At 62.1% G+C, this 15,078-nt stretch carries 11 protein-coding genes; 1 reads left to right on the top strand and 10 read right to left on the bottom strand.

The features are described 5' to 3' along the window. Positions 1-33: 33 nt before the first annotated feature. The 7 genes from LGH70_RS15875 to LGH70_RS15845 all read right to left on the bottom strand — a co-directional run bounded on the left by LGH70_RS15875 (position 34) and on the right by LGH70_RS15845 (position 8,497). On the bottom strand, positions 34-1,410 hold the full coding sequence (locus LGH70_RS15875; protein ID WP_226187523.1) for a sialidase family protein: 1,377 nt from the start codon (positions 1,408-1,410) through the stop codon (positions 34-36). Positions 1,411-1,648: 238 nt separating this feature from the next. Beyond that, positions 1,649-2,059, bottom strand: coding sequence for an HU family DNA-binding protein (locus LGH70_RS15870; RefSeq protein ID WP_226187520.1), 411 nt, complete (start codon positions 2,057-2,059; stop codon positions 1,649-1,651). Positions 2,060-2,294: 235 nt separating this feature from the next. Then, on the bottom strand, positions 2,295-2,894 hold the full coding sequence (locus LGH70_RS15865) for a nucleotidyltransferase family protein (protein ID WP_226187517.1): 600 nt from the start codon (positions 2,892-2,894) through the stop codon (positions 2,295-2,297). Positions 2,895-2,912: 18 nt separating this feature from the next. Next, positions 2,913-4,100: an XdhC family protein gene (locus LGH70_RS15860; protein WP_226187514.1), complete on the bottom strand. Its 1,188-nt coding sequence runs from the start codon at positions 4,098-4,100 to the stop codon at positions 2,913-2,915. Between the two features lie 269 nt (positions 4,101-4,369). Beyond that, complete coding sequence (locus LGH70_RS15855; RefSeq protein WP_226187511.1) at positions 4,370-6,709, bottom strand: xanthine dehydrogenase family protein molybdopterin-binding subunit; 2,340 nt, start codon at positions 6,707-6,709, stop codon at positions 4,370-4,372. 59 nt (positions 6,710-6,768) lie between these two features. Further along, a complete protein-coding gene (locus LGH70_RS15850) occupies positions 6,769-7,749 on the bottom strand; it encodes an FAD binding domain-containing protein (protein ID WP_226187508.1) in 981 nt (326 codons plus the stop codon). A gap of 121 nt (positions 7,750-7,870) precedes the next feature. Then, entirely contained in the window at positions 7,871-8,497 is a 627-nt protein-coding gene (locus tag LGH70_RS15845; RefSeq protein ID WP_226187505.1) for a (2Fe-2S)-binding protein, read from the bottom strand. A 366-nt stretch (positions 8,498-8,863) separates the two neighbouring features. On the opposite strand from LGH70_RS15845, the gene LGH70_RS15840 reads away from it, so the two are divergent. Beyond that, the gene (locus tag LGH70_RS15840) at positions 8,864-9,103 is read left to right on the top strand and encodes a DUF551 domain-containing protein (protein WP_226187502.1); all 240 of its coding nucleotides are present in this window, start codon (positions 8,864-8,866) and stop codon (positions 9,101-9,103) included. Positions 9,104-10,469: 1,366 nt separating this feature from the next. On the opposite strand, the gene LGH70_RS15835 is transcribed toward LGH70_RS15840, so the two are convergent. The 3 genes from LGH70_RS15835 to LGH70_RS15825 all read right to left on the bottom strand — a co-directional run bounded on the left by LGH70_RS15835 (position 10,470) and on the right by LGH70_RS15825 (position 15,078). Further along, positions 10,470-11,975, bottom strand: a complete 1,506-nt coding sequence (locus tag LGH70_RS15835) for an NCS1 family nucleobase:cation symporter-1 (RefSeq protein ID WP_226187500.1) — start codon at positions 11,973-11,975, stop codon at positions 10,470-10,472. 334 nt (positions 11,976-12,309) lie between these two features. Then, positions 12,310-13,938 (bottom strand): family 43 glycosylhydrolase, encoded by a 1,629-nt coding sequence (locus LGH70_RS15830; RefSeq protein ID WP_226187497.1) that lies wholly within the window; start codon positions 13,936-13,938, stop codon positions 12,310-12,312. Between the two features lie 78 nt (positions 13,939-14,016). After that, on the bottom strand, positions 14,017-15,078 hold the full coding sequence (locus LGH70_RS15825; RefSeq protein ID WP_226187495.1) for a glycoside hydrolase family 43 protein: 1,062 nt from the start codon (positions 15,076-15,078) through the stop codon (positions 14,017-14,019).

The raw sequence follows: 15,078 nt of genomic DNA, 5'->3' as shown, positions 1-15,078 counted from the left end.
GCGCTGCCGTTGCCGAGCTTGCCCGGCCCGGACTCAGGGGCGCAGGTTATAGTAGGTAGCATCCGGGCTGTAGAGGTAGCCCCGCCGGCCGCCGGTGAGCAGGGCCCCGCTGCTGGTCACGAAGGACGCGTACTCGCTCTTGCCGCCCCAGACGGTGCCATCGGCAAAGCGCGTGGGGTAGGTAAAGGTGGTAAAATCAAGGGTGCGTACCAGGCCCTGCCCGCCGGTGGTGAAATAAAAAGCCCCATTGGCTTTGAAGATGGACGAGATAAGACGGGCGTCGCCTCTGGTTTCCGCTATCTGGTACACCTGCTGCCAGGTAGTGCCCTGGTTCATCGAGCGGAATATCCCGCCGTAATTGGTAGTCAGGTACAGGGCCCCACTGGCGGGGTCGGCCAGCAGGTCGCTGCCCTTGTCGGAGGGCGCGCCGAGCAGCTCCCAGCTCGTGCCCCCGGTGGTGGAGCGGTAGAGGCGGGAGTTGAAGTCGAACACGTAGAGCCGCCCGGCCGCGTCCTCGGTCAGGTGATGGAAGGGAGCCACGTTAAAGGCGCCCACCGGCATCGGGGCTTTCGTCCAGCTCAGTCCCTTGTCGTCGGAGTAGAACAGGCCGTTGTAGGAAGCCCCCACCAGCAGCCGCCCGGCCTTGGTGTAGAGCACGGCCCCGTGTTCCTGGTTGGGCGCGTCGGCGGCGTTGGGGCGCATCTGCCAGGTTTGCCCGTTATCGGCCGAATAATAGATTTCCGTGTCGAAGCTCAGCGGCGTATCGGCCCACACCAGTAGCTCACTCGGCCCGGCCGCCATGAACTTATAGATGGTCGAGGCCGGCGACACAAACGGATGCGGCTGCCAGGTCTGCCCGTTGTCGTCGGAATACAGCGGAAAGTCATTGGCCAGCCCGGCCAGCAGGCGGCCATTGGGGTACTGGTAAAAAGCCTTGGCCGGGCTGGGCAGGCAGGCAGCCGGGTGCCAGCCCCGGCCGGTGGGCCGCACCACCTGGATGGCGAGCAGGGTATCGATACGTACCACACCCAGCGAGTCGTAGGCTCGGACGCGGATTTGCTGCTGGCCTTCCTGGCTGGTGAGGCGCCACGGCGTGCCGCCGCGCCCGGCGCGGTTGGTGTTGGTTCCGGAGCTTATGAGCGGGACAGTCGCCCCCTTGCAGGTCTCGAAATCAAAGAGTAGCTGATGATAGGGCAGCGGCCGGGTGCCGTACCGGAAGCGCACCACCACGCTGTCGTGCGTGTAATGCCCGATGGTGTCGACCTGCCGGGTGCCTTTGAGCACGTCCAGCGCGTATTTCTTGGCGGGCGGCGGGGCCGGGGCTTCTTCTTCCTTCTTTTCGCAGCTGCCCAAAGCCAGGCTGCTGAGTATAACGAGAATAAAACGGGCAAACTTCTGAGACGTAACCACCGGCCGGAATGCTATACACAAGGATAAAAACCGGGTAAAGCTACGCCCCTGGAGCCGCCACGGCAAGTCATGGCGGGCCGCTAAAAAATAATGCTGCCGGCAGTAGCCGACATTCAGAAACCGGGTATTATAAAGGAGCCGTCCGTTTAACAAAATCGTCCCGTCCATTTTAGAAACGGACGGGACGATTTTAAAAATAGACGGGTCCGTTTTTGAAATGGTGCCGTCCGTTTTCCGGCTACTTAGCGCCGCTGATTTTATCCGCTTCAGCCCGGCGCAACTGGGCTCCCTGCATGGCCTGGTCGAAGAGGCGGCCTGGGCTGAAGCTCACATTTACATCCGTAATCAAGCTAGCATCAAAGGCTTTTACCGATTCGGCTCCTTCGCCGCGTAGCGTCACGCGGAAAGAGCCAAACTCACCCATGCGCACGATGCGGCCACTGGTTAGCTCACGGGGCACGGTCTGAAATAAGGCTTCCAGCACGGCCATTACGTCGACGGTACTCACCGTGGAAATCTCGCTGATGCGCTCGGCCAGATCACGCACAGTAGTTTCGCCGCTGCTTTTGGCATTGGCATAAATCTTTTTGGGAGCTGAGGCAACAGCTCCAGGCTTGCCGCGCTCCACCAATGTATATTCGATAGGCATATTGAAAAGAGTTAAGAATGAGGCAGTAATATAGCCGAGGTATTTAGCAATAACATCGTATTCAAGCCTATATTTTGAAATATTTGCAATGTTTACATGTTCCAAGCTGCCTGCTGTAGAGACGCATACTTGCGTCTCCCCGTCGAACGATTTCCCGGAAACAAGCCGATGTAGCAAACACACGTGGCACAGACGCCGAGACGCAAATATGCGTCTCTACAGTGTGCTGAGGGCTTTACCGTTGGTCCGAATTGGCAGCCAGCAGGGCCGCGTACTGCGCGGGGGTATCCACGTCCACGGCGGCGGCCGGGAAGGGCACGGCGGCCACCAGCTCGGGGTGGCGACGCAAAAGCTGGGCGGCCCCGGCCGCATCGGGCAGGGCGCGTAGCAAGGGCAGCGCGGCGCCGGCAAACAGCACCGGCACGCCCCGCACGCCCTCGTACTCGGCAGCCACGATGGGCTGGCCGGTGGCGGTGTGGGTTTCGTGCAGCTGCCGCAGCAGCGTGGGCGTCACGTGGGGCTGGTCGCAGAGCAGGATAGTAAGCGTTGGCACCGCCCCGGCCGTTTCCAGCGCCGCAAGGCCACATTTGAGGGACGCGCCCATGCCCCGCTCCCACTCCGGGCAGCGCACCACCCGCACCGGCAGGCCCGAAAGCTCCGGCAATAACTCCTCGTGCAGCGCCCCGGTGACGACGACGACCGGCCCGCCGGCCGCGGCAGCTACGGCCGTTTCGGCGGCGCGGCGCAGCAGGCTCCGGCCCTCATAGGCCAGCAGCTGCTTGGGCTGCCCCAGGCGCGACGAAGCGCCGGCGGCTAACAACAGGATGGCGGGCATGGGCACTGCGGGCGAGCGTTAGAGGCTACAGGCCGCGTCGGCCCGGCCTTCCACTACCAGCGGCGCGGTGGCGTGCAGCGGCGGGTGAATCGGGTCGGGGGAGTCGCGCAGGAAACCGGCGGGACGCCCGGCCAGCACCGCCTGAATTTCGGCCACAATGGACAGGGCAATTTCCTCCGGTGTTTCGCCGCCCAGGTTCAGCCCGATGGGGCTGTACAGGCGGCCGGCGAGCTGGCGGGCGGCGTCGGGCACGTCCTGCTGCAGCTCATCCAGCAGCCGCTCGTACTTCTTGCGCGGCCCCAGCAGCCCGATGTAGCGGGTGGGTGCGGCCAGCAGATGGCGCAGCACGGCCAGGTCGTAGTAGTAGTTGTGGGTCATCAGCAGGGCAAAGCTGGTATCGTGCGGCTCGGCCTCAATCTGGGCCAGGGGCAGCACCCGTACGTCCTCGGCCTCCGGAAACCGCAGGGCCTGGGCCTGGTTGGGGCGCCCATCCACGACCTGCACCCGCCAGCCCAGGCCGGCCGCCAGGCGCACTACGGGCTGCACGTCGTTGCCGGCCCCATACACGGTAAGGCGCACCGGGGGCCGCACTATCTCCAGGCACACGCGCACGGTGCCCGCCCCGGCGGCGTAGTGGCGCGTGGCGGGCTGCCCGGCGGTCAGAGCGGCGCGGGCGTCGCTCAGAATTGCCTCGTACAGCTCCGAACCGGCCGTCAGGTTGCCCTCCACCCCACCGTCGGCCAGCAGCAGGAGCCGCTCACCCATCTGGGCAGCCGCGCCGGTACCGCCCATACCGAACACGGTGGCTACCACGGCCGGCGCTTCCACCCCCGCGGCCCAGCGCCGCAACAGCTCCAGCGGGTTGTCGGGGTTCTGGAAGTCGAGCGGCTCGAGCAGGATCTGGACTACGCCCTGGCAGCCCAGCGCCGCCCCGAACTGCAGGTCATCGTCGGGGTCGGTGGAGTCGTAGGTAACCACGGTGGGTCGGCCCTGCAGAATCGTTTGGCGGGCGCGGCGACGGGCGTCGCCTTCCAGGCAGCCCCCGCTAATGGCCCCGGTGAGCTGGCCTTCCTCCGTCACGAGCATGCGGGCTCCGGGCCGGCGGTAGGCTGAGCCCGCCACATCGACTACCGAGGCCAGGGCGCAGGCGCGGCCCGCCGTGCGGTGCTCGTCGTAGGCAATAAGTAGGCGCTGTAATTCGGTCATATACTAAAGGCGTAGCGGGTAGATACTACGCAAAGAAGGCGGCTAAGGCTACGAAGAAGCTATTTAAGGCTAAGGGCTAGTTCCCCTCCTCAGATAACTCCGCGCATCAAGCGGACCGGGGTTAGGGGTGGTTGAGCAGCATTGAATGAATTCTAGGACTAGGACTAACACTCTGGCGTCGTTCTTACGATTGAACCACCCCGCCCTGCGGGCACCCCTCCTTAAAGGAAGGAGGGGAATTCGTTCTTGTCCTTAGCTCTATACCATACCTACACGGCCAGGCTGTTCATCACCTTGTCCGGGGTGATGGGCAGGCTGCGAATCCGCTTGCCCGTGGCGTGGAAAATGGCGTTAGCCACGGCAGCCGACACGCCCACCATTGATATTTCGCCGATGCCCTTTACACCCATGGCGTTGATATACGGGTCGTGTTCTTCGATAAACTCCACGGTCATATCCGGAATGTCGGCGTTGACGGGAATGTGGTATTCGCCCAGGCTGGCATTGGTGTAGCGGGCCAGGTTGGGGTCCCGGAAGGTTTCCTCCATCAGGGCCGCCCCGATACCAAAGATGCTGCCGCCGATAATCTGGGAGCGAGCTGTCTTGGCGTTTAGAATGCGGCCGGCCGCGTGCACGCTCACCCAGCGCGTGACGCGCACGGTGCCCACCTCAGGGTCGACGCGTACCTCGCAGAAGTGGGCGCCGAAGGAGTGCATGGAGTGGCCGCCCTTGTCGTCCTGGTGGCCCGAGTCGGCGGGGCCGGCGGCGCGGCCGGTTTCGTAGCCCGCGCCGTACTTGCCGTTGCCCATACCTTCGATGTCGGCCATTTCGGCGCGCTTCATCAGGGCCATGAAGTCTTCGCCTTTCGTCTTGTCGGTCTTGAGCATCAGCCGGCCTTTCTCCACTACCACATCAGCAGCCTTGGCCCGGTACAGCGGCGACTTGCTGTCCTGCACGGCCAGCTTGGTCAGCTTCTGCCACACATCCTGGGCCGCCATGTAAATGGACGACGACACCGTACCGGCCGCCACCGAGCCGCCCGAGTTGGGGGCCGTGGGCAACTGGGTATCCCCCAGCTCGAAGCGTACTTTATCGGGGGCAATACCCAGCGAATCGGCAGCTACCTGCGTCATAACGGTGTAAGTGCCGGTACCCAGGTCAGTGGCGCCGGTCTGCACCACGGCGTGGCCATCGGCGTAGAGGCGTACCCGGGCCGTACCCTGGTTGTTGTGCACCGGATAGGAAGCGGTGGCCATACCCCAACCGATGAGGTAGCGGCCCTGGCGCGTCATACCGGCTTTAGGGTTGCGCTTGCTCCAACCAAAGAGCTCAGCCCCGCGGGCGTAGCACTGCTTCAGGCTTTTGCTGCTCCAGGGCTTGCCGTTGGTGGGGTCCTTGTCGGCGTAATTCAGCAACCGGATCTGCAGCGGGTCGATGCCCAGCTGATAGGCCAGATCGTCCATCGAGCACTCGATGGCAAACGAGCCGGGTGCCTCGCCGGGGGCCCGGGTAAAGGTCGAGGTCATCACATTGGCCCGGGCCAGCTGGTAAGTCGACTCGAAAGTAGGGCACGCGTAGAGCAGGTTGATGATGCGGCTGTTGGGCTCGGCGTAGTTGTCCCAGGGCGAAGTAGTCGACGTTTTCTCGTGAATCAGGGCCGTGAGCTTGCCGTCCTTCGTTGCCCCCAGCTTGAGCGTCTGGTGCTGGTCTTCGCGGTGGCCCATGCCGGTAAACATCTGCGGACGGGTGAGCGAGAGGCGCACGGGCCGCCCCACGGCCTTGGCGGCCTGTACCGTCAGAATGGTGTGGGGCCAGCTGGAGCCTTTGCAGCCAAAGCCGCCGCCGAGGTACTTGGTAATCACGCGCACCTGCTCGGTGGGCAGCCCCAGCATCGTAGAAAGAGCTTTCTGGGTACGCGTCACGCCCTGCGTCGACTCGTACACCGTCAGCCGGTCGGCTGCTTCCCACACGGCGGTGGTAGCGCCGGGCTCCATGGGGTTGTGGTGGTTGATGGCGTGCTCGTAGGTGGCCGTGAGCTGCACCGGGGCAGCGGCAAAAGCCTCCTGGGCGTTGCCGCGCTTGGTGTGGCCGGGCGTTTTGCCATCCTGCACTTTCAGCGGGTCAAACAGCTGGGCCTTGGGGTCTAGAAACGAGACAATGGGCTTCTCCGTGGCATACTGCACCCGTACCAGCGTAGCCGCGTGCACGGCCCGGTCGTAGGTATCGGCCACCACCAGGGCTACCGGCTGGCCGGCGTAGTGAATCTGGTCCGAAGTCAGGGGCAGGAAGCCCATAGGCGCGCCGATGGCCTTTTTGCCTTCCGCGTCGTTGGGCGTTTTGGCCAGCTTGGGCAGGTTCAGGTGCGTCAGGATGGCAATGACGCCCGGCTCCTTGGCGGCGGCTGTCGTATCGATGCTTTGAATCTTGCCCCGGGCAATTTCACTGGTGCGCAACACGCCGTAAGTCAGGCCGGGCAGCTTGTACTCGGCCGAATATTTGGCCTGGCCCGTTACTTTGGCAAAGCCGTCGACCCGGTCGAGGGGCAGGCCGACTACGCCGCCGGTACCGGGGCCATTGGTTTCAAAGAATGCTGGTTCGGTGGTATCCATACTACAAGCAGATGCTCCGTTAACGATAAGAATACTGAGAGGAGAATGTCATTACCGGCTCAGGCCATCAGCTCCTGCAGGGCCTGCACTACCGTTTTCTGGACCATCTCGACCTTGAAGCGGTTGTGCTCCCGGGGCTGGGCGCCGCGTACGGCGGCAGCGGCGGCGGCCCGGAAGTTTTCCTCGGTAGCCGGCTTGCCAATGAGCAGCTTTTCGGCTTCCTGGGCCCGCCAGGGCTTGGTACCCACGCCGCCCAGAGCAATACGCGCCGAGCGGATTTGCCCGCCCTGCACATCGAGGCCCACGGCCGCCGACACCAGCGCAAAGGCGTAGGAGGCCCGGTCGCGCACCTTCACGTAGTGCGACTTGCGGGCGTGGGCGGCGGCGGGCACCGTTACGGCCACAATCAGCTCGTCGGGCTCAATGACGGTTTCACGCTGGGGCGTGGTGCCGGGCAGCAGGTGAAAGTCGAGCAGGGGTACGCGGCGCTGCTTACCCTTGGCGTTTTCCAGCGTCACTACCGCATCCAGGGCTACCAGGGCCACGGCCAGGTCGCCGGGGTTGGTGGCAATGCAGGCCTCTGAGGTACCCAGAATGGCCAGGTTGCGGTTGTCGCCCTGCTGGGCGGGGCAGCCCGAGCCGGGGTTACGCTTGTTGCAGGGGAAGGCCGGGTCGCGGAAGTAGCCGCAGCGGGTGCGCTGCAGCAGGTTGCCGCCGATGCTGGCCATATTGCGCAGCTGGGGCGAGGCGCTCAGCAGCAGGGCCTCCGAAATAACCGGATACTGCTGCACGACCAGGGCGTTTTCGCCCACGTCGCTCATGCGCTCCATCGAGCCGATGCGCAGCCCGTCGGTGGTTTCCTGAATGCCTTTGAAAGGCAGCATATTGATATCGACCAGCTGCGGGTGCTGCTCCACGTTGGCCTTCATCAAATCCAGCAGCGTGGTGCCGCCGGCAATGTAGGCCGCATCCTTTTTATCTTTCCGGATGCCGATGGCCTCCTTGGCCGTAGCGGCCGGGGTGTAGCTGAAATTGTTCATCTGAGCAGTAGTGAGATGGTGAAGTAGTGAGCTGGCGAGTCTGATATTCTGGTGGCGTGCCTGGCGCCAAGGGCGCCGCCTGAACAGCAACGCACCAGTTTACCACCTCACCAATGCACCACTAGGCTTTGCCGGCCACTTCGCGCACGGCAGCCACGATGTTGGGGTAGGCGCCACAGCGGCACAGGTTGCCGCTCATCCATTCGCGGGTCTGGTCGTCGGTTTTGGCGTGACCTTCCTGCACGCAGGCCACCCCCGACATAATCTGGCCGGGTGTGCAATAGCCGCACTGAAATCCGTCGTGTTTGAGGAAAGCGGCCTGCATGGGGTGCAGCTCCTCGCCTTTCGCCAAGCCCTCAATCGTGGTGATTTCCTTGCCCTGGTTCATTACGGCCAATGTGAGGCAGGAATTGATGCGCTTGCCATCAACGAGCACGGTGCAGGCGCCACACTGCCCATGGTCGCAGCCTTTCTTGGTACCGGTCAGGTCGAGGTTTTCGCGCAGGGCGTCGAGCAGACTCACCCGGGGCTCGGCCTGCAGGGTACGGGCTGTGCCGTTCACCTTCAGGGTCATGCTCGTCACGCCTTCCACCGTTTTGGAGAAGGCCGTCAGCCGCTCGGCCTGGCTGAGCAGCGGGGGCGCCAGCGCCAGGCCCAGAATGCCGCCGGCCTGCTTGATAAAGGAGCGGCGGGAGCCGTCCTCGGGTGGGGTTGCTGCTGAATCAGCAGGGAATAGATCTTGACTCATGGCAGTAGCAGATTCAAATGACTAACAGATATGACAACAGCCCACTTCAACAGTAGCCAGGGCCAGCACAAGGCGCCTGACTGGCAGGCCCCGGCCCAACAGCACAGGTAGCTAACTACCAATAGGGCCGCAGGTTATGCGGGGCAGCAAAAAATTCTTTTTCAAGCTATGAGCCCGAATCCAGCAGCCTATTGCTTACGACAGGGCATTGTTGAGGTTGCAGGGAAGCCACAAATGACCCGGGCCAGCGGGAATAAGCCGTGGCAACGGTGGCTGCCGGACCCGTGGAAACCCGGCTCGCTGCCGCCCCGGTGCAGACCCTGGGGCAAATAGTCCTTATTTTGCGGCTCACACTTTCGCCAGCCTATGTCGTCGGTTGTTCCCCCCTCCTGGATTGCGCGCGCCCAGCAGCTGCCCCAACCCAATCAGCAGGTGCTGGTGTACGTCCCCTCCTCCTGGCTGGAAATAACGGTGGCTACCTATAAGCCGTCCAATGCTTCCAAATCGGCCCACATGTTCGTTATGCCCGACCGCAACGGTGTTGACCGCTACGTGAAAGGCGTCACGCACTGGATGCCGCTCCCTGCTCCCCCGACTGCTGATTAGGGTTGATTACGCAGCGGCACAGAGTCTTGTGCTACTCTGCTACGCGTGCAAAGTCTACTCCACAAGCTATCCGGTGCTGCTTTAGCACATCAGGCTTTCTTAGCCTTACTTTTTCAAAATATAACCCCCATTACAACAGGCCATTACCCTATAATTTCACATAAAAGCAGGGCGCTTGTTGCGCTCAGTGCTACGAGATGCTAGTGCTGTACTGCAGGCCAAATGCGTTTATAGACTTCAATTGTGGTCAATATAGTACCAGAATTGGCAAAAATAGTAGTGGAAATTGCTTTCCTACGCCCCTACCTTAGTATTATAGAATGAAGCACAAAAACAGGGCTTCCTTCTGGCTTTCTCTCTAGCTGGCTTCAAGCGGAAGCACCAACCGGGAAACGTCGTAAAACACAGACAAGTACTGCGGACCAAATGGTCTGTAGCTTATGATAAAGGATCGGGCCAACGTTGGGTGGGAATTTTCGTTGGTCACGATTCATTGAAAGGGCGTTCCGGGTGGGGCGCCTTTTTTTGTTTCGGCTGATTGGCCCAAGCGCTGGGCAACCTGCGCGTTTCGCTCCAAACCACGTTTCTACTCTCCATCAGGTCCAGCCGAATGGTGTTGGCCTGCATTTGGGTAGTGGCAGGCTATTGCTTCGAACGGCTTCACTTCAGCACTCAAAGCGACGAATCATGCCCGCTTGTTCGGGCTGGCTCAGACACCTATCCTAGAAAACAAACCGGCCGAACCGGTAGGATACCAGTTCGGCCGACTATAGATTTTGGGATACCGATAGGTCAACATGCTGAGTGGGAGAGCCGGTTGAATTCTCAGTAGTATTTCCAGATGGGGTGGGGTTACATCTGGTAAACAGGGCGTGGGAATTTTTTGGTTATCAGCCAGCCGGGGGGATTAGCCAGCTGATAACTGTGACAATATTACTAGATGAATTTTATAGTAGCACTATATGATGCATAATTTTTAGTAAGTCCTTACTCACCTTTTATACACAACACTGATTTACAATTAATTACTATTAAGCCAGAAAAATAATAAAGCTGGCAGCTGTCCTCCATCAACAGCCTACAACTGTCTGCTACGGCGGTTTAACGCATACGACAGCCAAATAAAGAGCCTCCTTTGCAACATGATTACAGCTGAAAAGTAACTACTCACAATCCGAGGACATAATTGCTTTTTGCTTTATGCACTGGAAGCACTTTGTGGCGAGTAGACAGAAGTGAAAAGAAAGTGGGCGGCTACTATTTGTGGATCTAGCCTTTCGGGTTGCCAGTGGAAAGAGTACTGCCGGAGTGGGCGCGCTGCTCCAAGCGCAGGGCGTTTGGCTGAAACCGGGTTTCACGCGTCGCCTCACAGTTTCACTATCTCGCCACTCTCCCAGGCCGGGGCGCGCTGCTCCTGGGCCATAAGCAACAGGTAAATGCCCCCGGACACGCAAAAGCCCACAAACCAAGCGTAGTCGTAGAGGGCCGCCAAGCCGGGCCATATTGCTTGCTTGTCGAGTACGCCGATGGCCGCCAGAAAGCCCGGCACATTGGGCAGAATGCCGAGGATGAGCGCTACGATGGCCCGCACGTTGTAGCCGTGCCGGTACGCGTATTGGCCCTGGTACTGGTACAGCTCCGGCACGTTCAGGTGCTCTTTGCGCAGCAGGTAATAGTCGGCCAGCATGATGCCGCCGATGGGCCCGAGCAGGCCCGAGTAGCCCACGAGCCAGGTGAAAATGTAGCCCGAAGGATCGGCAATGAGCTTCCAGGGAAAAATCAGCAAGCCCAGCACGCCGGTAATGTAGCCGCCGGCTTTGAAGGAGATACGCTCGGGCGAGACGTTGGCAAAGTCGTTGGCCGGACTCACGATGTTGGCCGCAATGTTGGTAGCCAGCGTGGATAGGGCCACGGCCAGCATGGCCACGCTCACCAGCAGCTTGCTGTCGAACTTGCCGGCCAGCACCACCGGGTCCCAGATGGTTTTGCCGTAAATCACGAAGGTAGCCGACGTGACGACGACGCCTACAAAGGAAAAAACTGTCATGGACGTAGGCAGCCCCAGAGCCTGCCCTACTAGCTGGGCGCGCTGGCTGGTAGCGTAGCGGGTGAAGTCGGGAATGTTCAGGGAAAGAGTTGCCCAGAAGCCGACCATGCCGGTGAGGGACGGGAAGAAAAAAGCCCAGAAAGCAGCACTACTGGTGAATTTGGAGGGCTGAGCCAGAATCGGGCCCAGGCCATTGCCGGCCGAAATAGCCCACCACAGCAAGGCCAGTGCCGCTACCGGCAGGAAAAACGCTTTGAACATCAGCAGCTTCCGGATGCTTTCCACGCCCAGGTGCACCACGTACATATTCAGCGCCCAGAACAGCACAAACGTAATGGCTGGCCCCGTGGCCAGAGCCCAGGAAGCCGGAAAAACGGCGGGCAGCGTAGCCAGGGCAGGCAGCCACAGCACCGCCATCTGATACAGGGCGTAACCGCCAATCCAGGTTTGAATGCCAAACCAGCCGCAGGCAATCAGGGCGCGCAGCAGGGCCGGAATATTGGCCCCGCGCACCCCGAAGCTGGCCCGGGCCAAGACCGGAAATGGAATACCGTATTTGGCCCCGGCCCGCCCGTTGAGCAGCATAGGAATCAGCACGATGCTGTTGCCCAGGAAGATGGTCAGCAGTGCCTGCCACCAGTTCATGCCGCCCTCAATCAGGGAGCTGGCCAGCATGTAGGTCGGAATGCACAGGCTCATGCTGATCCAGAGGGCCGCGTAGTTGCCGGTGCCCCAGCGCCGCTCGGCCGGTGCAATCGGGGCCAAATCTTCACTGCTGAGGCCGGGGTCAGCGGCCGGGGTCGGGCGGGTCGAAGGCGTAATCATACCGGGTCTTTTCGGGGGAGGAAGTGAGGTTACGGCACCCCAAGACTGGCTTCATCCAGTCCTGTGACGCGCCTTTACCCCCCTTAAAGCTAGAAGAATTAGGCACTTGCTAAACAGCCCAGCCCGGTAATTTTCCGCCTTCTGCTTCCACAAAGCCTTATATGCTTGCACGACCTTGGTGACAAAACTCAACAACACGGTAGCAAGTGCTTTTCCAGCCAGCACCGTCATGCAGCACACCGCGAAGCACCTCGTAGGCCGGGGTCTGAGTAGAAACTCAACATCAGCACGCGAAATGCCTCACTGCATTCGGCATGGCGTTCTGCCTTAGAAGCTACGGCTGCGCGCTCAGGCTGAAATTCTCGAAGCTGGCCGTGGCCGTAGCGGGGCCGTGCACGAGCAGGCCGGCCCGAATGCCCCGGTCCCAGGGCGGCAGGTAGCGCCCGTCGATGGCGGCGCCGTCGGCCGGCAGATTCTGCCAGGTAGTGCCACCGTTGGTGCTCCAGGCGAAGGTAAACTGGCTGCCCTGGCGGGCCTGCAGGCGGAGCTGCACGGTTTTGCCGGCGGGTAAGGGAGCTTCTGCCAATACGCTGGTCTGGCCTTTTTCCACTTTCGTCAGGGTGAGCTTTTTGCCCGTGGCCAGCAAAGCCAGCACGTTGTCGGGGTCGCCGTGGGCAGCTAGGCCAGCCTGGCTACCGGTGGGCAAACCACTGGGGCTGAGCAGCGTGGTGGTGGCCGTGTAGGCCGGCGCAGTGGTACTCAGCCCCAGCGCGGCCCCGGCGTGGTCGGGGCGGGCAGTGAGTTGCAGGCGGCCCGAAACCAGGCTGAAGCTGGGCCGCTGCTCGATGGGCCATTGCCAGGTCAGACCCAGCGTTTTACCTGTGAATTCGTCGGTGATATTGCGCGGCTGGGGCGTGGCGGCGGCTACCGGCGTGCTGCCCCCGCGGAACTGTGGCCAGCCCGACTCGGTCCAGGTGAACTCGCTCAGCACGCCCTGCCGGCCCACAAATTCCTGACTATTGGCTTGGTAAGCGTGGTGCAGCATGTACCAGCGGCCTTCGTGCTCCACGGCCGTGCCGTGGCCCGGGCACTTCCAGGTATCATTGTTGACCAGCACCGGGTTCCGGTCGTATTTTTCCCAGGGGCCCAGCAGATTTTTGGCGCGGGCCACGCCGGTAGCGTAGGTGCAGCCCCGTCCGCAGCAGCCGTTGGCAGCGTAAAAGGCGTAAAAATACCCCGCATGGCGCACCATCGACACCCCTTCCACCAGGTTGCCTTCCCAGGAGGCCGGGTTGTTGCGAAACAGCTCCTTCTTCTCCCCTACCAGCGCCGTGCGCGCATCATTCAGCTTTTGGGCCCAGATGGGCGTGGGCTGCTGAATGCTGTTGCCGTCTTCTTTCCAGACGAGGTAGAGCTGGCCGTTTTCGTCGCGCATGGGAAAGCCGTCAATCGAGCCGTCGGGCTCGGCTACCAGCGGGCCGTGGTCGGTGTAGGGGCCTTCGGGCCGGTCGGCGCTGGCTACGGCCACGGCCAGGTTGCCGCCGCGCTTGTGGGCTGAGTAGAAAACGTAGATTTTATCGTTGTCCTGGCTGATTTCCGGGGCCCAGAAATAGTAGTCGGCCCAGGCGGGCGGGCCATCCGGAAACACGTGGCCCACTAGTTCCCAGCTCGTCAGGTTGGTCGATTTGAGCAGCGGAAAGGCCGGCCCCCAGTTGGAAGTCGTGGCGCTGGCCCAGTACGCGTTGCCCACCTTCACTACCGACGGGTCGGGATAGTCGCCGGCCAGCACCGGGTTGGGCAGACTGGCCGCCGTGGCCGGCTCGGCGGCTGTTGGCGCAGTAGCGCCAGCAGCGGTGGTGGTGTCAGTGGTGGTCATAGCCGGACGCTGGCAGGCCGAAATCAGGCTAAATCCAACGCCCAAGATCAGCAGGCACTGGGAGCGAATAGCGGAGAAACAACGCATGGGCAAGAAAGCTAAACGTGGGAGAAAACTGCCGGGCTGGGTCTGGCAACGCAGCGCGGCAGCCTAATGATACGCAGGTTACTCGCCCGAAGGCCGGGGCAACGGCTGGCTGGTGGGCACCGGATTCCCAAAGTATGGGGTGCCATCGGCCTGCCAGGTGAAGGGCTGCATGCGCGGGCTGCGCAGGTTGCCGCACCCCTGCCGGGGGGCGCTGTTGGCGTGGTAGAGAAGCCAGCTTTGGCGGCCGTCGGGGGAGGTAAAAAAGGAATTGTGACCCGGCGCATACACGCCCGCCACCGAGTCCTGGCGAAACACCGGCTTGGCCGACTTGGTCCAGGCCGAGGCCCGCAGCAGATTGGCGCCGGCGGTGGCCGAGAGCATGCCCAGGGCGTAGGAATCGGTCCAGCAGCCACTGGCCGAGTACACTAGGAACAGCCGGCGGCCGCGGCGCAGCAGCTGCGGGCCTTCGTTCACGTCTACGTGGGGCGGGTTGTGTGGGTCGTTCAGGTCGCCGTTTCGCTCCCAGGCATATTCGGGCGTCGAAATCCGGGTGCGCGGCCCCTTTACCGTCCAGGGGTTTTTCAGGCGGGCAATGTAGATGTTTTGCTGCCCGTTGGTGTCGCCCTCCCACCCCGACCACACCCAGTAGAGCCGGCCCCGGTGCTTAAACACGGAGCCGTCGATGGCCCATTTGTTGGTAGCGTCGGTTATCTGCCCCTTGCTGACCCAGGTGCCGGTCAAGGGGTCGGGCGAAGAGTTTTCGAGCACCCACAGCCGGTGGCTCCGGTTGGAGCCCGAGTCGGCGGCGTAGTAGAGGTACCACTTGCGGCGCAGGTAGTGCAGCTCGGGCGCCCAGATGTTGTGGGCGTTGCCGCCGGCGGCCGGCGGCGTCCAGACGACCTGGCCCGGTGTAGTGGCCAGCTCCGTCAACGACCTGACTTTCCAGAGTGTGATGTTGCCGCCGGTGGTGTGGGTGTAGTAATAATAGCCCCGGTGGTAAATCGTCCAGGGGTCGGCGCCGCGGGGCAGCAAGGGGTTGGTGAAGGTAGCCGGGGGCGCGGTCTGGGCCTGGGCCGGGCTGCTGCCCACCAGCAACTCCAGCACCAGAAACAGCAGCGGCAGGCGCAGCGAGGCAGACAT

Source organism: Hymenobacter nitidus (genome assembly GCF_020447315.1).
Taxonomy (GTDB): domain Bacteria; phylum Bacteroidota; class Bacteroidia; order Cytophagales; family Hymenobacteraceae; genus Hymenobacter; species Hymenobacter nitidus.
Note: the sequence above shows the minus strand (reverse complement) of the source record. Positions and strands in the feature narration are given on the sequence as shown.